Annotated in this window: 15 protein-coding genes; 12 read left to right on the top strand and 3 right to left on the bottom strand. The window is 65.3% G+C overall.

Annotated features, from left to right (window positions below):
- Positions 1–236 precede the first annotated feature (236 nt).
- The 6 genes from CXQ91_RS04320 to CXQ91_RS04295 all read left to right on the top strand — a co-directional run bounded on the left by CXQ91_RS04320 (position 237) and on the right by CXQ91_RS04295 (position 11593).
- Entirely contained in the window at positions 237–2909 is a 2673-nt protein-coding gene (locus tag CXQ91_RS04320; RefSeq protein WP_181038769.1) for a LuxR family transcriptional regulator, read from the top strand.
- A 2-nt stretch (positions 2910–2911) separates the two neighbouring features.
- On the top strand, positions 2912–5611 hold the full coding sequence (locus CXQ91_RS04315; protein ID WP_104172686.1) for a LuxR family transcriptional regulator: 2700 nt from the start codon (positions 2912–2914) through the stop codon (positions 5609–5611).
- A gap of 553 nt (positions 5612–6164) precedes the next feature.
- Positions 6165–7598 (top strand): nucleotide sugar dehydrogenase, encoded by a 1434-nt coding sequence (locus CXQ91_RS04310; protein ID WP_104172685.1) that lies wholly within the window; start codon positions 6165–6167, stop codon positions 7596–7598.
- Between the two features lie 40 nt (positions 7599–7638).
- A complete protein-coding gene (locus tag CXQ91_RS04305; protein ID WP_104172684.1) occupies positions 7639–8646 on the top strand; it encodes a dTDP-glucose 4,6-dehydratase in 1008 nt (335 codons plus the stop codon).
- A gap of 80 nt (positions 8647–8726) precedes the next feature.
- A complete protein-coding gene (locus CXQ91_RS04300) occupies positions 8727–10700 on the top strand; it encodes an S-layer homology domain-containing protein (RefSeq protein WP_104172683.1) in 1974 nt (657 codons plus the stop codon).
- Positions 10701–10849: 149 nt separating this feature from the next.
- Positions 10850–11593, top strand: a complete 744-nt coding sequence (locus CXQ91_RS04295; RefSeq protein ID WP_258073819.1) for a hypothetical protein — start codon at positions 10850–10852, stop codon at positions 11591–11593.
- A gap of 10 nt (positions 11594–11603) precedes the next feature.
- Here the strand turns inward: CXQ91_RS04295 and CXQ91_RS04290 are convergent, their stop codons facing one another.
- Positions 11604–12785: a chitinase gene (locus tag CXQ91_RS04290; protein ID WP_104172681.1), complete on the bottom strand. Its 1182-nt coding sequence runs from the start codon at positions 12783–12785 to the stop codon at positions 11604–11606.
- A gap of 588 nt (positions 12786–13373) precedes the next feature.
- On the opposite strand from CXQ91_RS04290, the gene CXQ91_RS04285 reads away from it, so the two are divergent.
- From CXQ91_RS04285 to CXQ91_RS04275, 3 genes are all read left to right on the top strand, one after another.
- On the top strand, positions 13374–14822 hold the full coding sequence (locus CXQ91_RS04285; protein ID WP_104172680.1) for a polysaccharide deacetylase family protein: 1449 nt from the start codon (positions 13374–13376) through the stop codon (positions 14820–14822).
- 160 nt (positions 14823–14982) lie between these two features.
- A complete protein-coding gene (locus CXQ91_RS04280) occupies positions 14983–16785 on the top strand; it encodes a polysaccharide deacetylase family protein (RefSeq protein WP_258073836.1) in 1803 nt (600 codons plus the stop codon).
- Complete coding sequence (locus tag CXQ91_RS04275; protein WP_104172678.1) at positions 16782–18227, top strand: glycosyltransferase family 2 protein; 1446 nt, start codon at positions 16782–16784, stop codon at positions 18225–18227. The genes CXQ91_RS04280 and CXQ91_RS04275 overlap by 4 nt, the downstream gene beginning before the upstream one ends.
- A gap of 101 nt (positions 18228–18328) precedes the next feature.
- Here the strand turns inward: CXQ91_RS04275 and CXQ91_RS04270 are convergent, their stop codons facing one another.
- A complete protein-coding gene (locus tag CXQ91_RS04270) occupies positions 18329–19369 on the bottom strand; it encodes a hypothetical protein (RefSeq protein WP_258073818.1) in 1041 nt (346 codons plus the stop codon).
- Between the two features lie 405 nt (positions 19370–19774).
- On the opposite strand from CXQ91_RS04270, the gene CXQ91_RS04265 reads away from it, so the two are divergent.
- The 3 genes from CXQ91_RS04265 to sufU all read left to right on the top strand — a co-directional run bounded on the left by CXQ91_RS04265 (position 19775) and on the right by sufU (position 24317).
- Positions 19775–22378, top strand: a complete 2604-nt coding sequence (locus CXQ91_RS04265) for a helix-turn-helix transcriptional regulator (RefSeq protein WP_181038768.1) — start codon at positions 19775–19777, stop codon at positions 22376–22378.
- A 125-nt stretch (positions 22379–22503) separates the two neighbouring features.
- Positions 22504–23835, top strand: a complete 1332-nt coding sequence (locus CXQ91_RS04260; RefSeq protein WP_104172675.1) for a SufS family cysteine desulfurase — start codon at positions 22504–22506, stop codon at positions 23833–23835.
- Positions 23832–24317 carry a Fe-S cluster assembly sulfur transfer protein SufU gene (sufU, locus tag CXQ91_RS04255; protein WP_104172674.1) on the top strand — a complete coding sequence of 162 codons (486 nt, stop codon included), beginning with the start codon at positions 23832–23834 and terminating at the stop codon, positions 24315–24317. The genes CXQ91_RS04260 and sufU overlap by 4 nt, the downstream gene beginning before the upstream one ends.
- Here sufU and CXQ91_RS04250 read toward each other — a convergent pair.
- The gene (locus CXQ91_RS04250) at positions 24314–24538 is read right to left on the bottom strand and encodes a helix-turn-helix domain-containing protein (RefSeq protein WP_104172673.1); all 225 of its coding nucleotides are present in this window, start codon (positions 24536–24538) and stop codon (positions 24314–24316) included. The genes sufU and CXQ91_RS04250 overlap by 4 nt on opposite strands.
- Between the last annotated feature and the right edge of the window lie 174 nt (positions 24539–24712).

Genomic DNA, 24712 nt, shown 5'->3' with positions numbered 1-24712 from the left:
TCTGACCGCTTTGTAGCGGCTTGCTGCCGCCCTGCGTAACCGGACAGGGCGATCGGGGGTACTTGCCTTGCAAGTACAGGTATGAGTAACGGGCAAAATCGAGTACTCACTACTGGTGCCCGCGGGCGTCCCAGCTGGTTAGTTTGGGTTACCAGAAATCGCTCATAAATACAGAGGTCTCACTCATGTTGACAGCCGATAATGTGGCCAGTACACACGCCACCAGATCCGCCGGAATGACACGGGGCGCCGCATGGCCTTTGATCGGTCGGAAGCAGGCTGTCAGCGACATTACCCGTGCCTTGGCCGAGTCCACCGGGGGAGTGCTGGTGACCGGATCCTCGGGCACCGGGAAGACCTTCCTCACCACCCACGCCCTCAAACTTTTCCGCGACGATTCCCTGGTAGTGACGCTCCGGTGCAGCGCAGCCCTCTCCCGCTCACCCTACGGCGCGCTCAACATGCTGTTGAGCGACCTCGAGCCCGGGTATCTGAACCACCCCGTGCTGGTCCTGTCCGGGCTCATGCGGCTCCTGCGGGAGCGCGCCAACGGGAAGACCGTCTACCTCTTTGTCGACAATGCCGGCGAGGCTGACGAACTGACGGCCGTGACAATCGCCCAGCTGGCACGAAACCGCGCCGTTCGCCTGGTCCTGACGTGTTCAGACCCGCTGCGGCTCTCGGCTGAGATCTCAGGACTCTGCGACGGCGGGTTCCTTACGCGCGTAAACCTCGAACCGCTGTCTTTCCGCGAGGCTGTCAGCTGGCTGGAAGAAGGACTCAGCGCCAAGGTCTCGCACTCCGCCGTCCAATCGCTGTGGGCGGCCAGCGACGGCAACCCGCACTACCTGAAGATGCTTGCGATGGAGCTCGCCGATTCGGGTTCACTGGTTGTGCGGGACGGCGTCTGGGTCCTGACAGCGGAACACCACGTTCACGGACGGGCGATCACTGACCTGATCGCCACCCGGCTGGGGCGCATGGGCGAGGCTGACCGGCGAATCCTGGAAATCCTGTCTCTGGCGGAGACGCTGCCCCTGGACACCTTGCTCACACTTGTCGATGCCGATGATGTGGACGCCCTCGAGGAGCGCGGGGTCCTGGCGGTCGAGGACTCCCTGCCCCGCCGCGTCAGGATCCAGAGCCAGCTGGTCGCCGATGTGGTGCGGGAAAATGTCCCGCCGGGCCGGAGCAACGATCTCCGCGAAATGGTCCTCTCGGCTGCGGCGCCTTCCCTTCGGACGCCGGCCACGGAACTGCCGTTCGCGGTCTGGGCCCTTGAATGCGGCGCAGTGTTGTCGACGGACGAGTCCCTCTCTGCGGCACGCCTGGCCAACAGACGCCTGGATGCGCCCCTGGCGCTTCGGTTTGTCCGCACTATCAAGGAACACGAGGAGCTTGCGGGGGCGGTCACTGAGGAAGTCACGGCGCTGATGACGCTCGGCGAGGTGGAGGAGGCCCTGGCCGTGGTCCGCCGACATCGCGAGGTGTCCCGGGGGGACCCCGCGCTCGCGGAATGGATTGGGCTTCTCCTGGCGGAGAGTTCGGTGTTCCTCGCCACCCGGGATGCCTGGCAGGAAGCCCCCGACTCCCTGGCCCGGGCACGGAAGGTACTTTACGAGGACTCAACAGGTCCGGTCGCCGAAATGTCGGCGCCGGACCTACGGCGTATCCGGGAACAGCTGACACTGGCCGAAGCCGAAGCAGCCAGTTACGCCGGAACCTACCGGGAAATGGCTGCCAGCCTTGCCGAGGCCCTGGACAACGTTGAGTTCCACAGCGCGGAGTTCCGGCTCCAGGCAGGCAGCTGGCTGTGTGAAGCCTGGGCCGTGACGGGGCGCCAGTCCGATGCTGCCGAGCTCGCCGAACAGCTGAAGCTGCAGTGCCTGCGCCCGGAGATCCCGGTGGCCATCGCGCAGTCGGTGATCTCCCGGCTGCGCTTCGCTTACCTGGTGGCCGGCCGATCGGACGAGGCGACGGAGACGCTGCCCACCGAGGATTGGCTCCCGTCGTCCGTCGTCTACCGGCGGTTCAGCGCCACGGAAGTGCCGGAGGCGATCCGCGCCTGCATGCAGGGCCGCGGACGCGACGGACTGGACCTGCTCGTTCCCGGCATCAGCCAGCTGCGGATCCAGGACAGCGACGGCATCCTCACGCTCGCCTGTGCGGCGGCGGCCTATGCCTCGGCCCTGCAGGGTGAGCGCGAACAGGCACTTGGCTACCTGGCAGAGACGGCGTCCGGCGCCAGACGGAAGCCATGGAAGGTATCCAGGGCGGAGGGGTATTTCACGGCGCTGGCGCGGGCGGAGCTGGACGGCCCGCGGACGGGGATTGCGCAGCTGCTGCGCCTGGCAGACGAGGACCGCGCCACGGGCACGGTGGGGCATGAGCTGCTGTGCCTGAGCTCGGCCGTCAGGCTGGGAGAATCCGCTGCGGCACCGCGGCTGCTGGATGCTGCATCAAACAGCCAGGGACCCTTTGCGGAACTCTGCGCGCAGTACGCGCGGGGCGTCATGTCCGGCGGAGCTGACGAACTCATGGCTGCCGCCAACCTCGCAGCCCGGCTGCACAATGACAGGTTTGCCCTGGACATCGCCGAGTCGGTCCTGAACCTCGACCAGGCACGGCTCGAGAGGAGCCTGATCCGGCAGGCCAAGCACCTGGCGGAAACCTGCCGCAGGAGGTTGCGGACCCCCCAGGACGGCAACCACGACAGGCTCACACTGACCGCACGCGAACTCCAAATAGCACAGCTGGCTGCCGCCGGAGCGAGCAATAAGAGCATCGCGGCCCAGCTGCACGTTTCGGTAAGGACGGTGGAGGGCCACCTCTACCAGATCTACGGCAAGCTAAAAATCGAAGAGCGCTTGGAGCTTCCGGTAGCCCTTGGCAGTACAGGAGATGACTAGCCATGACTGAAACCACCCTCACGGCAGAGCGGCTGATCGGGCGCTTCGGCATGGTTGCCTCGGTTGTTGATTGCCTGGTGGACGCCAACGGACCGGGCGCCCTCATCCTTGGCGACGCCGGCATCGGCAAGACGGCGCTCACCAACGAGGTGCTCTTTGAGCTGGGCAGCCGTGTCCGTCCGTTCTACGTCTATGCGGGGCCGTCGCTCTCCGAAGTTCCCTACGCAGCCCTTGCCCCCTTGCTGACCGCGCTGACACCCGGCCAGACGGACCAGCCCCGCGCCGTGCTTAAGGCGCTGGTAACGGAACTCAATCCGGACGGTCTGAGGGATCAATCGCAGGCCGTGCTGGTGGTCGAAGATGCGCACCACCTGGATGACAGCAGCGCCGCCGTCATAGCGCAACTGGCTGCGGCGGAAGCCGCCAGGGTGGTTCTGTTGTGCCGGCCGCACCCGTCGCCCCCGCCGGAAGTGCTGTCGATGTGGTCGGAAGGCCTGGTGGACCGCTTTGAACTGCAGCCGCTGACCAAGGAGGAGGTCGACGAGCTCTGCACCCGGGCACTGGGCTCGCCGCTCGTGCCCAGTGCCAGCGCGGTCCTTTTCAGGTCGTCCGGCGGAAACCCGATGTTCCTGCTGGAACTGATAGCCCATGCCAGGAGCCGCGGCCACCTGCTGCGGCGCAATGACACCTGGGTGCTCCTGGGCGAGCCCGGAGCGGCCACCGTCCGGCTGATGGACCTGGTCAGGAACCAGATCATGCAGTTGAACCCCGAACAGCGCCAGGCCCTGGAATCAGTGGCACTTGCCGAAGCGATCCCCCTGAGCGTCCTGCAGCGGGCCAGCGACAGCCGGGCCGTCGATGAACTCAAGGAGCTCCAGTTCATCGCGATTTCCGCGGACCCCGCCAGGCACGTCCGCCTGGCGCAACCGCTGATCGGCGAGGTGATCAGGCAGCTGGTACCGACTGCCCGCAGCGTGACCATCCGACGGCGGATCGTAGACCTTCTGGACTCGCGGCCGGAGACACTGGACGGCAGGCTGCGGCACGTCACCTGGGCCCTGGAGTCCGGAGCAACCGTTCCCGACGCCGACATCCTGGAGGCCGCGCAGCTGGCGAACCGCCTTTTCATCCCCGAGTACGTCGAACGGGTGGTGGGCGCCATCAGGGAGCCGTCCCTGAAGCTCGCAGCGCAAGTGGAACTTGCCCGCGCCAAGCTGTACGGCCGGGATCCCCTGGGAGCCAGCCTGTGCCTCGAAGGCGTAGTGGAACAAGCCACTGATCTGCGGACAGTCCGGCAGGCTTCCATGCTGGCGGCCCAGCTGGCCGCCGGTCAGCGCAACGGGCCGGAGGCTGTGCTCCGCGCCGCCGATGCGTGGGCGGAAGCCGTCTCCAGGCTGGAAGAGGCCCATCCGGAGTTCGATGCGAAAGAGCTTGAGACGGCGCGGCTGGGCAGCAGGCTGCTGGCCCTGGAGGGCTACCAGGCCGCTGGGCGACACGTGGAAGCAGAGCCGGAACTGCAGGATATCTGGGAGTCCACGGACGACGACGAGTCCCGGCTGCTGGCCGGAACGCTGCTGGCAGAGTCGCTGGCACTCACGGGACGTGCCGTTTCGGCACTCCAGGTGGTGATGGTGGTCGAGGACATCCTTGCCGCCAGCGGTGACCGGCGCCTTGAGTACGCCGAGTTCGTGATGCGGCGCTACCTGCTGGCGCTGCTCCATGCCGGGGAACTCGATGTCCTGGATGACTATCTGCAGAACCACATCGCCCAGGCCTCCAACTCGCTGATCTACTTTGGCGGGATGTTGCATCTGGCGGCCGGGAACGCAGACCTGCGGCGGGGCACCATCGGGGCGGCCCTGCCAAAACTGAGCCAGGCCGCCGAAGTGCTGCGCCTCTCCGACGCCGGCGGCGACTTGCCCGATGCCCTCGCGGCTACCGCCTATGCAGCATCCATCCTCAACCGGACGGAGACAGCCAAAGCCAATGCCGACGCCTACGACGCGCTGCTTTCGGACCACCGCCACGCCTCGCTGCTGGGGCGGGCCTACGCCGTCGCGGCACGGTCCGAACGCGTCGGAGTCCAGGCTGCCGCATCAAAGCTGATGGTCCTCGCCGATGCCGCCGAAGCCTCCGGTTTCCTCAGTTATGAGGTGGAGATCCTCTCCCTCGTGCTCCGGCTGGGCGATTTGTCAGTAGTACCGCGCCTCGCCGCCGCGGCGGAGGGCTGCGAAGGCCGCAGTGCGGAATTTGTGGCGGCGTACTGCCGCGCTCTCGCCGCCAAGGACGTCAACCGGCTTGTGGAAATGAGCGACGCCGCCGCACGGGACGGGCTGGACCTGGCCGCTGCGGAATGCGCTGCCCACGCCCTGCGGATCCTGGAGACCAGGGGAGACAAGCCCCGGCAGTTCGAGGCCCAGAAGCTCGTCAAGCAGCGCAATGCGGCCCTCAACAAGACCGGGTCATCGGCCGCTGAGATTCCGCCGGACCTGCACAAGCTGACGCGGCGCGAGCAGGAAATCGCAGCCCTGGTCCAGGCCGGTGCGAGCAACCGTGAGATCGCGCTGCAGCTCGGGCTTTCACTCCGGACTGTGGAAGGGCATCTGTACCGGATGTTCGCGAAACTCGGTATCAGCCATCGGGAAGACCTGGCGATGGTTGCCTATGGTGCCCGCCACGCCGGATTGCCCGGCACCGCGTAGTTACGCCATCTCCAAGCCACAAGACAGCGGCCCCGACCGGGTGCGCTCCGACGTCGGCTTCCGGGGCAGCACCTGAGCGGTTGCCCGCGGCCGTAATCGAGCCGCCGGCTACCCGCTGAAATCCTGTGCGCCGAAAACGGAGCTTCCACTCATTTCGTGCTGCCCGCAAACGAGTACTGATGCGAGTAGTGGGGGCGGGCCGGGCGCGTACCACCCAGTTCCGGTCAGTGATGCACCCGCAAAGACGGGTAGAGCCCACTCGCGCCCCGGCAGGTGGTTGGTTAATACGCTGTAGCTTGTTGGGCCGCAGGCAAATATTGGGGAAAGAAGTGGGTCTCTAAATGCATCAATCAGCTGACACTTGGCTTTCGGAATTTCATGTGGCAATCCACCTGGAACGATCCTCCAGGGCGACCAGCATCCCGCTAACGGCGGGTACCCCATTCGAGCCGGCGACGACCCGGGCAGCGTCTTCTGAGACCGGGATCTGCCAGTCTTCGTCGCCGGCTTTCTTACAAACGGGACAAATCGAATACCGGGAGGTCGGTTTAGCATGACACCGAACACCAAGCTAAAAACCCATAAGGCACCGCTGACCCGGGCAGCACTTCCTCCGCTGCTTGAGGATTCCAGGGAATGGCCGGAAAACGGAGCCGGAGCGCCTGAACCGGCGGCGGACGCCGTTGAGTCACAGGCCCCCGTGAGCGAAACGGCTGCCCAGGATCTCACGTTCACGTTCGACGTCGCGATTGTCGGGCTGGGCTACGTCGGCCTGCCGACGGCCCTCGCCATCAACGCTTCAGGACGGCGTGTCCTGGGACTGGATGTGTCCGAGAACAGGCTGGCGGTGATCCGGTCCCAGCAGGCAGACCTGCTCGACTCGGACAAGGTCCGCCTCAACAGCGCCCTCGAGGATCCGTCCTTCATGATCAGCACGGACCTGTCCCTGCTGGCCCGGGCAGCAGCAGTTGTTGTTTGTGTTCCCACCCCGGTGGATCCCTACCTGGTGCCGGATCTCGGGATTCTCCGGGCGGCGTGCGCTTCGGTGGTCGAATTCGCGGTGGCGGGCCAGCTGCTGATGCTGACGTCCACCACCTACGTGGGCTCAACCAGGGACCTCCTGGCCGTTCCGCTGGCTGCCAAGGGCCTTATCCCCGGCAGGGATGTGTTTGTGGCCTTCTCGCCGGAGCGCATCAATCCCGGCGTTGACGCTTTCTCGCACGAAGACGTACCGCGGGTGGTGGGCGGAGTCACGCCGGCCTGCGGTGAAGCCGCAGAGGCTTTGCTCCAGGTCAGCACCAAGCTGGTGCATGTGGTGCCGTCAGCAGATGTTGCAGAGATGACCAAGCTCGTCGAAAACACCTTCCGGGCAGTGAACATCGCCTTGGCCAACGAGTTCGCGGATATTTGCCACGGGCTGGGCATGGAGGTCATGGACGTGATTGATGCGGCCTCGACCAAGCCCTACGGCTTTATGCCGTTCACCCCCGGCCCGGGCGTCGGCGGCCACTGCATCCCCTGCGACCCGCACTACCTGCTCTGGCAGCTGCGGAAAGCCAGGGTCACGGCTCCCGTCATCGAGCACGCCATGGCCGGCATCGCCGGAAGGCCCCACCAGGTGGTGGAAAAGGCGCGCCGCATTCTGTCGGACCGGAACCACGGAATCTCCGGCGCCCGCGTCCTGGTGCTTGGCGTGGCCTACAAGCCCGATGTCGAGGACCTGCGCGAATCTCCGGCACTGGAAATCATCGCCGCAATGATCGCCGACGGCGCAGACGTGGCGTATCACGATCCGTGGTGCCCCACCGCCCCGGACGGCCAGGGCGGTGCACTGGAGTCCCTGGAGGATCCGTCGGTCTGGGACGCAGACCTGGTGATCCTTCACACGAGGCACGCCGCCATGGATATCGACTGGCTGCGCGAAGCGCCTGCCGTCCTTGACACCACCTACCGGCTGCCCGCCGGCACAAACGTCACCCGGTTGTGATTCCAGCGGCTTCGCTGGTCTTCAGAAGAAAGTAGGAGAAGTGAAAACAGCAATCACCGGCGGAGCCGGCTTCATCGGGAGCCATCTCGTGGAGCACCTCCTCGCGGCCGGCGACAAAGTCACGGTGTTGGATGACCTCTCTACCGGCCGCCTGGAAAACCTCCGGACCGTGATCGGCCACCGGGATTTTCATTTCGTCGAGGGCAGCATCCTCGACCGCGCCGCGGTAGATCGGGTGGTGGCCGGCGCTGACCGGGTCTTCCACCTGGCTGCCGCCGTAGGCGTAAACCTGATCGTGGAGCACCCTCTGGAGAGCCTGCGGACAAATATCCACGGCACTGAAGTGGTGCTGGATGCCGTGCTGGAATCCGGAGCGTCGCTGCTGCTGGCATCCACGAGTGAGATTTACGGCAAGAACACTTCAGACAGCCTGTCGGAGGAATCGGACCGGATCCTTGGCTCGGCCCTCAAGTCCCGGTGGACGTACGCGGCTGCCAAAGGAATCGACGAGGCGTTCGCACACGCCTACTGGCGGCAGTTTGGGCTTCCGGTTGCGATCGTGCGGCTGTTCAACACGGTGGGTCCAAGGCAAACCGGCCGGTACGGAATGGTGGTGCCGCGCCTGGTCAAGCAGGCGATGGCCGGCGAGCCGCTGACCGTTTATGGCGACGGCAATCAGACACGGTGCTTCTCCTACGTGGGCGATATCGTCCCCGCGATCACCAGGATCTCCGAGGAAGAGTCCGCTTACGGCAATGCCTACAACCTGGGCGGGAGCTACGAGATTTCGATCCTCACCCTTGCGCAGAGGATCGTCGAGCTGCTGGGCAGCGATAGCCCCATCACGCTGGTGCCCTACGAGCAGGCATACGCCGAGGGGTATGAGGACATGCGTCGCCGTGTACCCAACAACAGCAAAGCGAAGGATCTGGTGGGCTTCGATCCGAAGACCACGCTCGACCAGATCATCCAGAACGTGGCGGCCGACCACCGCCCGGTGAAAGCGCCCGATCCGCTCGGGTGGAAAGTCACGATGGCGGCCAACTAGCCGTCCGTGAGGTGCCGCGCCGGACGGGGGGCGGCAACCGTCAAAAGTTATGTGCACCTTCGACGAAAGAGTTGAGTTCCATGACGCTACTGCAACGCTACACTGCGGTCTCAGAGCCCCGGCACAGGGCTGAACGTCCACCCGGCCGGCGGAAGGCCCGCTGGCTGGCAGCTTCCACTACGGTGGCCCTGGCTGCCTCCCTGATAGGGCTCACCGCCCCCGCCGCCAACGCGGTCGGCGAAACTGTCGTGACGCTGACGTTCGACGACGCCAACGCCGACCAGCTCGTCGCCGTCGACAAGCTGAACTCGCTCAACATGCGCGGCACGTTCTTCCTGCCTTCGGGCTACATGAACCAAACGAATTACATGACGACGGCCCAAGCCCAGGCCCTGCAGGCTGCCGGACACGAGATCGGCGGTCACACCGTGACCCACGCCGACCTGGTTGCGGTCGGGCCCGATGAGCTGAAGCGGCAGGTGTGCAATGACCGCGCCACCCTGACGGGCTACGGACTGGACGTCCAAAGCTTCGCCTATCCTTTCGCCTCATCAAACGCGGGCACAGAAGCCGCCGTCGCAGCCTGCGGCTACAACAGCGCCCGGGGCCTGGGCGACATCCGCAGCAAGGTTGCCGGGTCCGAGACGTTCCCGTTTGCCGAGTCACTGACGCCGGCCAACCTTTACTACACCGGCGCCCCTGACCAGCTGGACAACACTTGGACCCTGGCGGACATGCAAACACTCGTTACCCAGGCGCAGGCCAACGGCGGCGGCTGGGTCCAGCTGACCTTCCACCACATCGGCACCGGCCTCGTCCCCGGCTCCACGGTGCCGGATCCGCTGAGCACCAGCACGGACACGTTCAACCAGTTTGCCGACTGGCTGGCGGGCCAGGTGGCGACCAACACCACCAACCCCGTTTTGGTGAAGACGGTCAAGGAAGTGATTGGTGGAACCACCAAGGCGCTGGCGCCCATAGTTCCCGCCCCGACGCCCCAGACGGCTGGAAACCTGATCAAGAACGCGAGCCTCGAGACCGTGGGCCTGAACGGCTCACTGCTCCCGCGGTGCTGGCAGGCAGGCGGCTACGGCACCAACACGCGGACCTTCGCCAAGGTGACACCGGGCCACGCAGGCACCGCCACAGCCGCGGAGCAGCTGGTGGTCTCGGGCTATACCGACGGTGACGGAAAGCTGCTGCCCACCTTGGACACGGGGGAGTGCGCGCCCAGTGCCATTCCTGGCCACACCTACCTCGCCAAAGCCTGGTACAAGTCGAACGGCGCGAATACCCAGTTCGACCTGCACTACCGGACGGCAGCCGGCTCATGGGCCTATTGGACCTCCGGCCCGCTGTATTTGCCCACTGCGGATGTTTGGACGCAGGTTTCCTACACGACGCCGGCTGTACCTGCCGGTGCAACCGCCATCAGCCTCGGCCTGAACCTGGTCGGCAACGGCACCCTGATCACCGACGACTATGAGCTGTACGACACCGCAGGTGTCAAGACGTTCACGGACATTCCCTCGACGTTCCTGTTCTACAACGAGATCAGCTGGATGGCCAACAACCTGATCACCACCGGCTACGCCGATGGCACCTTCAGGCCTGGCGTCACGTTGGACCGCGGCATGATGGCGGCCTTCCTGTACCGGTTTGCCGGGAGCCCCGCTGTACCGGCGGCCGCGCAAAGGTTCCCGGACGTTCCCACCACCCATGATTTCTACAAGGAAATCCAGTGGCTTGCGTCCCAGGGCATCACGCAGGGTTTCGCGGACGGTGGCTATCACCCCTACGAGCAGGTCAACCGTGATCAAATGGCGGCGTTTATGTACCGCATGAAGGGCAGCCCGGCGGTGAGCGCAACGGCCCCAGTCTTCCCCGACGTGCCTGTCGGTAGTGGCTTCTACAACGAAGTGCGCTGGCTGGCCGACATGGGAATCACCTTCGGCTTCGCGGACGGCACCTTCAAGCCGGGGGCATCCATCAACCGTGACCAGGTGGCTGCGTTCATCTACCGCTACAACCTGAACTTCCCCAAGGGCATGTAGGGCCGCCCGGCAGGTAGGTTCCCAGCAATGGCACGGGCGGCCGTGCATCCGGAGGAATCCCCGGATGCACGGCCGTCCTCGCCGCTGTCGAGTCCGCAACACTGCAGGTCCATTGATTCGGGGGGTCAGAAGTGAAACATCGAGGCTCCGTGCGCAACTGCCGCCTGAGCGGAATTGTGTCAGCAGTCCTGCTGCTGGCAATGGTCGCCACGGCCTGCACGCCTCCGAAGCCGGAGCAACAGGGTAAATACCCCTGGCATACGAATATTGTGGTCACCACCTTCTGGGTGGGGGAGGTCTTTGACCCCAACGCAGCGGACGGCAGCCAGGTCTTCTCCACCTATGACTCGCAGTGGATGGAGAGCTACGGCGGCTGTGATGGCCAGGTCACGTCCGGCGGATGCGAGACCGAAGCGCGATCGGGTTCAAACGGTTACGCGCCCAGCAGCTTCAAGCCCAAGGAGAACCCTTTTTACCTGGACCTTCCCTATGACGACATCAACAACGCGGCAGCCTTCCGCGAGCGGGCCAGCGTTATTCCCTGGGCCAACGACGAAGGGTACAAAGGCCAAGCCACCAACCGCTCCTTCAGCTACATGAAGAACCGCTGGGTCAAAATCCGCAAGGACGGCAAGGAGTGCTATGGCCAGATTCAGGATGCCGGCCCAGGGCAGTACCAGGACAAGGAGTACGTCTTCGGCTCAAACGACGCGCGGCCCGCCAACGAGAAGTTCAACGGTGCCGGCATGGACGTTTCACCGGCCCTCAACGGCTGTTTGGGCTTCAGCGACCTGGATGGCGAATCGGACAAGGTCGACTGGCAATTCGTGGATTTTCAGGATGTTCCGCCGGGCCCCTGGCTGCACGTGGTCACCACCAGCCAGGTGAAGTAGCGGCACAGGCTCAGCCCATCTTGCCAGGGAGCCCGGATCCCAGGAGATCGGCGAAGCGCGTCGTGCCCTGGTCCACGCCGCTGCAGGTGAAGGACGCGTCCTGCCCCTGATCATTGGAAGGGCAGGGAGCATCGCGGTTGAGCGACCACATCGACAGGCGCTGGACGCCCAGCCCCACCGCATAGTCTTTTAGGCCCCGGGCCGCGTCCAATTCGAAGATCTCGCCGGGCAGGTCATTGCGCCCGATCATGGGGGTGAGCCCGATCTTTTTCCAGACCTGTTCGCGGCTAAGGTTGACGCCCGCGCGCTGGTAGACGATGCCCAACTGGTCGTGGGTGGCGGCTGCCGCTGCTGTGGCGGCCTCCAGCATCCCCTGGGAACTGCTGCGGCTGGCACCGTAGTTCATGGTCATGATGTTGACCCCGGACAGCTGGACGCCTGCCTGGAGCATCTGCTCCACGGCGGCTATGCCGGCGTCGGTAAGTCCACGCGGGGAAGCCGGCAGCGTCAGCCAGACGGCGAGCCTTTGTCCCGACGCATTGCGGTCCCCCTGCAGGGAGGCCACCGCCTTGGCGCGGCGCTCGCCGGCGGCCTGGTCAAGGAGGTCGGCGCCTTCCAGGTCGAAGTCGATGAACGAGGGCTCGTAGCGTTCAACAACGTCCCGGTAGGCAGTGCGGAGCTTGGCCTCGTCCTGGCACGCGGTGGCCAGTTCACGGTTCAGGGAACCGCCAAACGACACCGAGGCGGACCCTCCCCGGGACCGAAGCACGGAAATCCGTTTGTCCAGGCGCAGGGCCGTACCTGCCTCTTCGAGGCCGTAGCCGGCGCCCCAGCTGGCCACGCAGGAGTCCTGGGGGGACGCTACAAGGAACGCCAGTACCACGTCCGTGCTGGCCGGCCCGGAGGGCTCTTCAAAAGCGTAGGGAGGCGACACCGTGACGTCCACATACCCGGCGAACCACGTCGGCTGTGCGGCGCCTGTGGCCAAGCCGGACCGCCAGGTCCAAAAAAAGATGACGCAGGCCACGATGGTGGTCACGGCAAGAGCCGCCGTCAGGGGCGTTGACGGCCGGCGAAGCCATGGCCGCAGCCGCAGCCTCCGTTGGGAGCGCGGACCGCCCGAACCTGGCGGCGGTGCGGGCTCCGCCTCCGCCTTGGCGGCCAGATCCGAGCCGCGGTTAAGTGCTGTCATATAGATCCCACGCCCCCCTCTGGTGTGCTTAGACACCATTTCACCACGGCCTGCCTACCGACGCTGTCTGACCGCCAGCCAACACGGGTGTTGTCAGGTGTACATCGAGTATCAATCCGGGTAGCGGACGAGTGGCACTGGGCCTGCCCGGCACCTGCCGGACGGAAAGACGGGTAGGCACCACTCGTGCCGCCGAACACTCTCCTTAATAGGCTTTGGATGTCGGATAGATACAGAGTTCCGGGGGAGAATCGGGTCTCAAAATGGGAATGGACGCACAATTGCGGCGAAAGCCCGCAACCATGCCCCTGAACGGCAGTTCGTGGTCAAGGCGGCAGGATTGCCCCGGCCATCGGTTCTGGCTATGACTTTCTCTCCCACTCTTGCCGACACCGCTGCCGTGAGGCAGCCAGCCCTGGCGCACAGGCCCGGGGCCCATGATCGGGGGTCGGTGGCGAACAAGCCTTTGAGACCAAGGCTTCCCCCCAGTCGTCACCGACCCCTTCGGGGTGTCAATCGATGAATCACTGCGGCCTGGGGGGATCCTCTTGCGGCCGGGCAACACGGATGTAAGAGGGGATATCTGTCATGAGGCAACGGCTGGAACCATTGGGGGATCAGGGCGATCCGCTCCGGTCCGGGTTGACGAGGCAGCGAAAGCGGACAACGCTCTGGGCAGTCTCGTCGCTGGCGGCGCTTGCCCTCTTCACGGGGTCCGCCGCCCTGGCACCGAACAACGGCCCGGCTCCGGCCGGCAATGCACCGGGGCCACTGAAGAATTTTTCGGCACCCGTGGACACCAGCCTTGCGCTGACCACCGTCACGCTGACTTTCGACGGCGGGAGGGCCAGCCAGTTGGCCGCCGCCCAGGTCCTGAAAAGCAACGGATTGCGGGCGACGTTCTTCGTCAACTCAGGCTTCATGGGAGCAAAGGACTACATGACAGTGGAGGATCTCCACGCCCTGGCTGCCGACGGAAACGAGATCGGCGGCCACACCGCAACCCTTGCCGACCTGACGGCGCTGGATCCTGACGAGGCCAAGCGGCAGGTCTGCAATGACCGTACGAACCTGACCGACTGGGGTTTTAAAGTGACCTCGTTCGCCTATCCTTTTGCCGCAAAGTCACCGGAGGCCGAGGCAATGGTGGCCGGATGCGGATACAACAGTGCGCGCAGCCAGGGTGATGTCCGTAGTCGCCTGGGCTGCGCGGATTGCGCCGTGTCCGAAACGGTGCGGCCGGCCGACGTCTTCAGCACCAGGTCGACGCCGGAAGTCGGTTCTGCCTGGACCATCAATGACCTGCAGCAGGCAGTCATGCAAGCGGAAACGGCGGGAGGCTGGCTGCAGCTGAGCTTTTTCGACATCGATGACAGCGGCAGCCCGCGGTCCGTCAGTCCGGCGCTGTTCAGCGACTTCGTTTCCTGGCTGGCTACCCGCACCGACGAGGGCACCACCGCCATCCGCACCGTCCACGACGTTATCGGAGGAGGGGCAAAGTCCGCCGTGGCCGGGCCCGCTGCTCCGCCTGCACCGCCGGGCGTCAACGCGCTGCGGAACCCCGGGCTGGAGACAGCAGGGAAATACGGACTCCCGGAGTGCTGGCAGGTGTCCTCATATGGCGAGAATTCACACGTCCTGAGTACATTGACCCCCGGACGCAGCGGGGGCATCGCACGCCGGCTGGATGTCACCGGCTACGTATCCGGTGACGCGAAACTGCTGCCTGTCCTTGACCTGGGGGCCTGCGCGCCGAGCGCCGTTCCAGGCCACAGCTACACCCTGCGGGCGTGGTACACGTCCACGGCATCCACGCAGTTCGAGTTGTATTACCGCAACAAGGTTGGCACCTGGACCTATTGGACAGCCAGCCCATGGTTTCCTGCCAGCTCTGCCTACCGGCAGGCTGAGTGGACCGCACCACCGGTGCCGGCAGACGCCGTCGGCATCAGCTTTGGACTGAATCTGTTCAGCGACGGGGAGCTGGCTACAGATGACTACGAGATGTTCGACACGGGGGCGCCGGTCGCCCCGTAATGCCCCGCCCGTTGCCAGCGCAGAGGCTTCCACGGGCTCGAAAACAAGAATCGAGTCGATTCCCATGAGGTTAAAAACTTCCGGGCGAATAGTAGGCCAGACTGACGTGGATGCCGTGCGGCACAGACTGCGAAAATGGGCGCGAACGGCCGTGACGGCCATGGGCATCGTGGCCCTGGCCGTCTCGGGGCTGACCGCACTGGCATTCCCGGCCCAGGCGGCGGCGCCCACGGTGGTTTCGCTGACGTTCGACGACGGCAACGCGGACCAGCTGACGGCTGCCCAGATCATGAACAACTACGGTATCGACGGGACGTTTTACATCACCTCAGGCGTCATTAACAGCCCCAACTACCTGACGGTGGCCAACCTCCAGGGCCTGGCGGCGAACGGCCATGAAATCGGCGGCCACACCGTGACCCACCCGGACCTCGTCACGCTGCCGTCGGACGAAGCCACCCGGCAGGTGTGCAACGACAGGGTCAACCTCACCAACTGGGGCTTTGCCGTCAAGAGCTTTGCCTACCCGTTTGCGTCGTCGAACGCCGCAGCCGAAGGCATCGTGAGAAACTGCGGGTACAACAGTGCGCGCGGCCTGGGCGACATCCAGACCAGGTTCAGTTGTGCCGGTTGCCCGTTGGCCGAGAGCATACCTCCCGGCAACGCCTACAACACCGCGGCCCCGGACCAGGTCGACAACACGTGGACGCTGGCCGATCTCCAGCGGTCCGTCACTCAGGCCGAGTCCGTCGGCGGCTGGATCCAGCTCACGTTCCACCACATCGCGGCTTCCAGCACGGACCCCCTCAACGTCACTCCCACGGTCTTCCAGCAGTTCGCGGCGTGGCTCAAGGCCAGGCCCGCCACCACCACGGTGAAGACCGTGAACCAGGTCATCGGCGGAACGTTAAAACCTGCCGTGTCGGGTCCGGCCGTTCCGCCGCAGCCCACGAGCGGCAACCTGGTGAAGAATCCGAGCCTTGAGACCATGGTCAACGGAGTGCCCCAGTGCTGGCAGGCCGGCGGCTACGGCACCAATTCGCCCACGTTCACCACGGTGAGCCCGGGCCGGACAGGGTCAAGGGCAGAACGCCTGGTGGTGACCGGCTACGTCAACGGCGACGCGAAGTGGCTGCCGTCCCTGGACCTCGGCGGATGCTCGCCGGTCGCCACGCCCGGGCATACCTACAGGCTCGGGGCGTGGTACAAATCCACCACCAACACGCAGTTCGCCCTCTATTACCGGACCGGTGTTGGATCCTGGGTCTACTGGACCTCGAGCCCGTGGTTCGGGCCGGCCACAACGTTCCAGAAAGCGAGCTGGACGACACCGGCGCTGCCCGCCGGAGCCAGCGGCATCAGCTTCGGGCTGAACCTCTTCAGCAACGGGACACTCATCACCGACGACTACGAAATGATCGACGTTGCATCATCAACGCCGACGGCGCCGCCGCCGGCGCCGGCCGGTACGAACCTGGTGCAGAACGCCAGCCTTGAAACGGCGGGCGCCGGTTCGACGCCACAGTGCTGGCAAACCGCCGGGTACGGTTCGAACACCGCGTCCTTCAGCACGGTCGCCACCGCCAGGACCGGGACCAAGGCAGAACGTCTCGTGATGAGCAACTACGTGAACGGTGACGCTAAACTCCTGCCGACCCTCGACTCCGGATCGTGCGCGCCGGCCGCCGTCGCCGGCCGGACCTATTCGCTGCGCGCCTGGTATACCTCAACGGCGGTGACTCAGTTCGCCGTGTACTACCGGAACTCGGCCGGAACATGGGTCTACTGGACGTCCAGCCCGTGGTTTGCTGCCGCAGGCTCCTATACGCAGGCGAGCTTTACCACCCCCGCATTGCCCTCCGGCGCAACCGCAATCAGCTTCGGGCTGAGCCTTTTCAGGAATGGCACCCTGACTACGGATGACTACGCCATGTACGACACGATTGGAGCGCCGTCGCTGTGATAGCCGTCTACGTTGTCCTTGTCCTCGGAATCAGCACGGTCTTCTGGTCGTTTATTGGCTTGCTGCGCCTGGCCAATGAGCAGTACATCCGCCGGGTGGCGCTGGGACCCCCGCTGAGCGGACGCGCGCTCAGGCTCCTCCAACGGTGGCCGCTGGCCAACAGGATTGGCTCCGGCGTCCATGGCGCCCACACGCTGCCGGCGCCCCGTGCACACAGAGGGCAGGTCCAGCGTGAGCATGGCCGTCACCGTGCAAGGGACCCAAGGATCCTGCCGGCGAATGTTGCGGTGCTGATTGCCGCCCACAACGAAGCCCTGGTCATCAGGGAGACCATCCGGGCAGCCGCGGTGCTGGTGCCGCTTCGGAACATCCACGTGATCTCGGACATGTCCACCGACGACACAGCCGCCATTGCCCGCGCAGCCGGCGTCAAGGTTCTGGAACTCGAACCGAACAGGGGGAAAGCCGGCGCGCTCGCCGCCGGGATTGCCCATTTCGAGCTGTGCCGGAAATTCAAGGTAGTGATGATGCTTGACGCGGATACCCGGCCCACGCCGGACTATCTGGAGACCGGCCTGCCGCTCTTCCTTGATCCCTCCGTGGTTGCCGTTGCCGGCCGGGCCAAGTCCATCATGACGCCGCCGGCCCCGACTGTGCTTGGCCGCTTCCTGGTGGCCTACCGGGAGCGGCTCTACATCGTGGTGCAGCTGCTGCTCAAATACGGCCAGGCGGCCAGGGGAGCAAACGTCGTTTCGATCGTGCCCGGCTTCGCCAGCATGTACCGGACGAATGCACTCGCAAAAATCAAGGTGCTGGCACCCGGGCTGGTCATCGAGGACTTCAACATGACGTTTGAGATCCATGCCAAGAAGCTGGGCCGGATCGCTTTCCACCCCTCAGCTGCCGTGGCCTATACGCAGGATCCGGACAACCTGCAGGACTACACCAGGCAGGTCCGGCGTTGGATCCTCGGCTTCTGGCAGACGGTGCGCCGGCACCGGCTGCAGGCCGGAAAATTCTGGTTCGTGCTGGTGTTCTACATCATCGAACTCGTCATTAGCTGCATGTTCTTTGTGCTGCTGATTCCGGTCTTCCTGCTGTCGCTCGTGGCGTCCATGCAGGTACAGGCGTTCGGCGAGAACGGCGAATCCTTCCTGTACCTGTCCGGACTCATGCGTCCGCAGGATGTCATCCTGGGGGTCTTCCTCCCGGATTTCCTGCTGACTGTCATCGCGGCACTGGCACTCCGCCGGCCGGGCATCCTGCTGATGGCGCCGTTCTTTCCGTTCATGCGGATCCTCGACTCGGTCATCTGCCTGATGGTGCTGCCGCGGGCGTTCTCTGCGGCGTCATCGGGGGTGTGGGTCAGCCCGGTGAGGCGTGTCCAGGGGGAGGCGCTCGAGCTGGAGGAAGCCACGGCGGGCGCGGGGATCACCCGCTAGCGCCGTCACCGGACCCCGGGCGCGGAAACGAAAAGCGCCCCTCCCGCAGGACACTGTGGTCCAGCGGGAGGGGCGCCTCGGCGTTCAGCGCGGTGTTGCGGTTACCAGCTCACTCCGGAGGTGGTTTCCACGTTCAGCCACGGACCGGCCGGGACAGCGGCGCGGTCAACAAACCGCCACGAGACGTGATCGCCGCTGCCGTCCAGCTCGGCAAAGCCGAGGCAGCCGTTCAGGGCGGGAGAAACATCCGTTCCCGCGCCTTGAGTGCCGTCGGCGGAGAAGTCGGTGTTGGCCGGACGGGCGTCGGCGGCACCGAAGACATAGTTCGAGTCGTGGTACGCGGAACCGCTGGAAGGACCGGCATCTTCGATCTGTCCGTAGCAGACGTTGCCGTTGGGCCCGGTCATCTGCACCCAGTGGTTCTTCATGTATGAGTAGCTGCCGTCCGCGCAGTGGTCAACGCCGGTGGCCGCATTGTCCGCGGCAGCCCACGGAATGACCTGGCAGCGCTGCTGGAACGCGACGCTGTCATTGATGTCGTCGTAGGGCAGGTCGAGGTAGAACGGGTTCTCCAGCGGCGCGGGCTGGTGCTTGGGGAAATACCCGTTGGAGGCGTCGCGTGCTTCCGTGGCGCAGGCGAATGAGCTACCGGAACCGGAGCTCACGCCGTCGCAACCGCCGTAAATGCTGCCGGGGCAGCCCGAGGCGGACGCCGGCGTGGTGCCGGCGTTGATCCCTGTGTGCTGGAAGGCCCACTGGCCGTTGTACGTCGAGCAGACCTGGGAACCGTCGGCAAGGCTCGCGTTGAAGATTTCGCCCACCCAAAAAGTGGTGCTCACGATATTCGTGTGCAGCGGGTATTTGCTGGCAGCCGGTGCGGCCGCGGGTTCCGCAGCTGCCACGGCCACGGTGGCAGGAGCCGGTTCCGGGGCGGGAACCGCAGCGGGTGCAGGTTCCTCGACGGTGGCTGCAGCGGGGGCCGAACTAGGTGACGGTGAGGCCTTTGGTGTTGCCGGCGCCGCTTCTGCGCTGGCCGATGACGGACTGGTGGAGGCCGACGGGCTGGGCGCCGGTCCGGCGGCGCAGCCGGCGGTCAATACTCCGACAAGGAGGATCAACACAGCCATGATGAAGGTGGTCATGTGTTTCATATTTATTGGGATACATATCTGTTGGGGACATTAACAGGGCTGGCAGGTGCCGCTAAAGGGCACGCCAAGTACGGGTCATGACCGCCAGATTGGCGCAGCCGCGGCCGCGCCTAAGAATCATTGCTGGTAGTGAAAACCAGCTGCGCCGCTTACTCCCCAGAAGCAGCCAGCAGGACCGTCAGGAGACCCGTAGAGACCGTTAATACCCGGCCCACTTTACACGGATGCCTGTGAGTAGCCTGAACGGGCCTGCGGGAGGCGGTCCGGGATATTCGAGTAGTCACTACTCACGCCAGCGCAAACAATAGCTAGGTAGCGTTGGACTTGCTAATGCCGGCAGGTGGGTTGGGGGCGGTCCGGAACTTCACGCTCCGCGGCAAAGGAATCGACGCAACCATGGATGTTTGGGCAGGAAATTCGTCTTTCCCCCGGGTCATTCGGGAGGCCGAACTGCGGGCGGCAATCGACGCACTCTCCGGCTCCGGGAGTTCAGGAGTCATCGTTACCGGGGCTGCCGGCTCGGGCCGGACCAGGTTCCTTGCAGCCGCCGCGGAGGCGCTGTCCGGACAGCTGACCGTTGTTACCCACAACATTCCCGAATCCTGCCGCAGGATGAAGTTCGGCATCGGCAGCGTGTTGGCGCCGGGCCTGCCGGCAGGGGCCAAGGTGTCGCCGCTGACCATTGCCGGGGCCTGCCGCGATGCACTGCGGAGCCAGGATCCCGGAGCAACCGGCATCCTGATGGTCCTGGACAATGTGGACCACCTGGACGGCACCTCGCTATGGGTCCTGAACCAGCTTCTCTCGGAACCGGACATCAAGATGCTGGCAAGCCACCGTTCCGACCGGCAACTCCAGATGGAACTGATGGAATCGGTGGTGGCCCGGCAGTTGTCCGTCGTGACCCTGGAGGAACTGACGCTGGAGCAGCTCCGGACCTTCCTTGAGCACCGATTGCCGGCCCGGCCTGGCCGCAGCCTGGTGCGGGACATCCACGCCGCCTCCGGTGCCAACGCGTTAACGGCCAGCTGGCTCGTCGAAGAAGCTTTGGCGGGCGGCCAGATAGTGGAGCATGACGGCAGCTGCGCCATGGTCCGTCCGCTGGGCCCCGGGGAAGCGCGTCAATTTGACCTGGCCCGACGGCGGATTGAGGCCCTTCCGCCGGTCCAGCGCCAAGTGGTCGAATTCCTGGCGGCTGCTGATCCGGCTCCGCTGTCCGTCCTTGCCAGGGCGGTGCCTGCGGACGCCCTGGCCGCGTTGGAGCAGCGCCATGTGATCCGTCTTCAGATCAGGAGCGACGGCGGAGCGGACGTCACCCTCAACCACGAGGTTGAGGCCAGCGCGGCCCGGCATTTTCCCGGTAAGACGAAGCCGTTGGAGATGCATGACATAGCGTCCGCACATTCCGGCCGCCCGGGGGAGGAACCGCTGTGGGATCTCCTGCGCCGCGTGGAGGCAGCACTGGATGCCGGGTGGGCTGTTCCGGACCTGGATCTCCTGGCCGTGGCCACCACCGCGAACAACCTTTATGACAGTGAGCGGGCGCTGCGGGCGGCCGAAACCGTCAAAGCGCCCGAGCTCCAGCTGATGGCACAGACTGAGGCTGCCCGGGCCCTGTTCCATTCCCGCCAGTACGGCAAGAGCGCGGAGTTGCTGAGAAGCCTCGTGGAAACGACGCCGGCCGTGCTCAGCATAGAGTTCGCCCGCGCGGTGTCACTGCTCCTGCAGGCGTTGATGCCGATGAATCCTGGCCGCGATGCGCTCAACTCCGTGCTGGACGGGGCAAGGCGGCGCCTGAGCCTTGCGGCCGCCGCGTCGGTTGGTGATTCGGCCGCCGATACCTACCAGAACGCCGTCCAGGATGAGCTGGACGTCCTGCAGCTGTTCCTGGAGTCACGGGAGGGGAACTGGCCAAGTCCGGGCGGGGAGCTGTTCCACCGCCTCTGTCCCGACGGTTTCTGCGAAAGCGGGCACGCAGGTCATGACGATGCACCGGGAACCCACGCCGGTATCCTGCTGCTGGCGCTGGCCTCCCAGGGACTGTCCGTGCGGGGAAAGTCCGCTGACGCCGTCGCGCTTTCCACCCGGGCGCTCAACGCGGTGGAGCGCCTGCCGCGGTGCAGCGTTGATTTCCACTCGACGGTGCTCACCATCCACGCCTCCAACCTGACGAGGCTGGGGCAGGCTCCCGGCGCCGGGGCTGCGGACGAACGTGCCGGCACCAAATGGATGAGCTACCCCGGAGGGCCGCTGCAACTTTTCCGGGCCATGATGTTTTGCCGGAATGCAGCCGCCAGCCGTGCCGCCGTACGCGCGCAGGGGGCGGGCGGCGGAATATCCGGTGACCCGGATGACCTGCTGGCCCTCACGCTTGGCGCGCAGGCCACCGCCGAGTGGCTGGCCTGGGATCTGGCGCAGGCGCCCGGCCCCGCGGCTTCGCCGGTGGGCGACCGGTCCGCCGACGGTGACGTCGCGGCCAAGCTCGCTGAAACCTACGCGTCCGTGGCACGGCCGGCCGTTACCGGCGCCGCAGGTCCGCCCCCGAGGACGCTCCGGAAACCGGCCAAGGCGCCGGGCGGCGGTGGCAGGGGCCGCCGGGCTCTTGAACTCCTGAATCTCGGCGTAACGGCACGGCCTGAGAAGCAGGGAAGTGAACAAGCCGCCGACGCGGCAGCCGAATGGCGGTGGTCGAGTGACGGGAACAGTGGGCCGGTCTCCGGCGAAACACTGTCCGGCCAATCCGTGCCCGGCGCAACGCGGTCCGGCGGATCCGCGAAGAACCGGCTGGCCGTGGCCGATCCGGCCAAGCTTTCACAGCGGGAGCGTGAAGTGGCTGTGCTTGTTGTCTCGGGCTTGGGCAGCGCACGGGTCGCGGCGGAACTCGGGATAGCCGTGAACACGGTAAACGCGCACCTGCAGAGGATATACGGCAAGCTTGGGGTTTCCCGCCGCCAGGAGCTCGCTGAACTGTGGAAAAGCCTGGACGGGGCAGGGCAGTGATGCCGCGACCGGAATCCGTGCCGGTCAATAGTGGGACAATTGAGGAGTAGCACCGCGGACCCAAGCGGTGTGCCTCGCCGTTGCAGTGAGCTGTCGGCAGGTCTTGCCTATCAAGGAGTTCCAGTTTGGTCATGGTATCCACTCCCGCTACCGCAGACACCCACGTCGCGTTAAGTGAAGTCGAGGTCCTGCGCATCCGCAACGACTTCCCGGTCCTGGATCAGGAAGTCAACGGCAGGCCACTCGTTTACCTGGATTCCGGCGCCACCTCACAGAACCCCCGCAGCGTGCTCGAAGCCGAGCAGGAATTCTACGAACTGAGGAATGCCGCGGTGCACCGCGGAGCCCACCATCTGGCCGTTCAGGCCACCGACGCGTTCGAGGACGCCCGGGCCACAGTGGCCGGCTTTGTGGGGGCCGCGGAGGACGAGCTTGTCTGGACTGCCAATGCCACTGCCGGGCTCAATCTCCTCGCGTACGCCTTCTCCAATGCCAGCATCGGCACCGTTGGGGCCGACGCCCGCCGTTTCGCCCTCGGCCCGGGGGACGAGGTGGTGGTGACGGAAATGGAACACCACGCCAACCTGATTCCGTGGCAGGAGCTCTGCCGTCGCACCGGAGCCACGCTGAAGTTCATCCCCATCGACGACGACGGCGCGTTGCGGCTTGACGAAGCGGCCCGGCTTGTTACCGGACGCACCAGGATCCTTGCCTTCACGCATGCGTCGAATGTCCTCGGAACCATCAACCCGGTATCCGCGCTGGTACGGCTGGCCCGGGAAGTCGGCGCCCTGGTGGTGCTGGACGCCTGCCAGTCCGCGCCGCACCTGCCCTTGGACTTCAAGGCCCTGGACGTCGATTTCGCCGTTTTTTCCGGCCACAAGATGCTGGCCCCCACGGGCATCGGCGGCGTCTACGGCAGGCGGGAACTGCTGAACGCAATGCCTCCGTTCCTCACCGGAGGCTCCATGATCACGACTGTGACGATGGAAAAAGCGGAGTACCTCCCTGCGCCGCAGCGGTTCGAGGCCGGCACGCAGCCCATCTCGCAGGCTGTGGCGCTCGCCGCCGCCGCGAACTACCTGCGCGAAACCGGCATGGAACGTATCGCGGGCTGGGAAGCCTCGCTGGGCCAGCGGCTGGTCCGCGGGCTGAGCGCCATCGACGGAGTCCGCGTCGTGGGGCCGGGGCCAGGTGTGGAACGGCTCGGCCTGGCGGCCTTTGACGTTGCCGGCGTGCACGCGCACGACGTCGGACAGTACTTGGACAGCATGGGCATCGCCGTCCGCGTGGGGCACCACTGCGCGCAGCCGCTCCACCGCCGGCTGGGCCTGACCGCCACCGCCCGGGCGAGCACGTACCTGTACAACACCACCGACGAAGTGGACCTCCTGCTCGAGGCCGTGGCCCAGATCCGGCCCTACTTCGGTGCAGGAAGCGCGGGGGAGTCCAAATGAGCGCATTGGATGCGATGTACCAGCAACTGATCCTGGAGCACGCAAAGACCCGCAGCGGGTCAGACCTGACGGCTGACGAAGCCGCGGCCATGCCTGACCAGGCGGGGGTGGGGCAATGCCATCAGCTCAATCCGGTCTGCGGCGATGAAATAACGCTACGCCTTGAGCTGGAGGCGGCCGGAGCGCAGCCGACGGTGAAAGGCATCCACTGGCACGGAGACGGCTGCGCCATCTCAATGGCCTCGGCCTCAATACTGAGCGAATTGTCCGAAGGCGCGTCGCCGGCGGAACTGGACGAAATGATCGGCCATTTCAGGGAGCTCATGCGCTCACGCGGCCGGTTGGAGCCGGACGAGGCAATCCTGGGTGATGCGGCGGCCCTGGCGGGCGTGGCAAAATATCCGGCCAGGGTCAAGTGCGCCATGCTGGCGTGGGTGGCTGCCGAGGACGCCCTGCGGCAGGCTGTATCCACCAGCCGCTAGGTCTTCTCGGCCTCCGGGTGCTCGTCATCCGCGAGCGTGGAGTGGTGCTGGACATAGTCCTCGATGGCATGCTCGGGGACCCGGTAGGACCGGCCGAACCGGACCGCCGGCAGATCGTGCGCCTTGACGAGCCGGTACACGGTCATCCGGGAAAGGCGCATGACTTCTGCGACCTCGGAAACTGTGAGGAAACGGGTATTGGAAAAACCTTCAGCGGCCACTGTGCTCAGCTCTCCTGGGACGTAGTTCAATCCTGAGGACGTACTTGAATCCTGAGATAAACGTCGCTGAGCCGATCGCCGATCTTACCGCTACTTTATGGCATGGTGAGCTTGATGTGAAGAGCGCACGGCAATGGGGAAAAAGACAAGTAGTGACTACTCTAGTGGCGTCCG

It is taken from the genome of Arthrobacter sp. Y81, from assembly GCF_002929335.1.
In the GTDB taxonomy this organism is placed as follows: Bacteria; Actinomycetota; Actinomycetes; order Actinomycetales; family Micrococcaceae; genus Arthrobacter.
Note: the sequence above shows the minus strand (reverse complement) of the source record. Positions and strands in the feature narration are given on the sequence as shown.

Coding starts and splice junctions, on each gene's coding strand:
- CXQ91_RS04320 (WP_181038769.1), top strand. CDS start 237: ATGACACGGGGCGCCGCATGGCCTTTGATCGGTCGGAAGCAGGCTGTC.
- CXQ91_RS04315 (WP_104172686.1), top strand. CDS start 2,912: ATGACTGAAACCACCCTCACGGCAGAGCGGCTGATCGGGCGCTTCGGC.
- CXQ91_RS04310 (WP_104172685.1), top strand. CDS start 6,165: ATGACACCGAACACCAAGCTAAAAACCCATAAGGCACCGCTGACCCGG.
- CXQ91_RS04300 (WP_104172683.1), top strand. CDS start 8,727: ATGACGCTACTGCAACGCTACACTGCGGTCTCAGAGCCCCGGCACAGG.
- CXQ91_RS04290 (WP_104172681.1), bottom strand. CDS start 12,785: ATGACAGCACTTAACCGCGGCTCGGATCTGGCCGCCAAGGCGGAGGCG.
- CXQ91_RS04285 (WP_104172680.1), top strand. CDS start 13,374: ATGAGGCAACGGCTGGAACCATTGGGGGATCAGGGCGATCCGCTCCGG.
- CXQ91_RS04280 (WP_258073836.1), top strand. CDS start 14,983: ATGGGCATCGTGGCCCTGGCCGTCTCGGGGCTGACCGCACTGGCATTC.
- CXQ91_RS04270 (WP_258073818.1), bottom strand. CDS start 19,369: ATGACCACCTTCATCATGGCTGTGTTGATCCTCCTTGTCGGAGTATTG.
- CXQ91_RS04265 (WP_181038768.1), top strand. CDS start 19,775: ATGGATGTTTGGGCAGGAAATTCGTCTTTCCCCCGGGTCATTCGGGAG.
- sufU (WP_104172674.1), top strand. CDS start 23,832: ATGAGCGCATTGGATGCGATGTACCAGCAACTGATCCTGGAGCACGCA.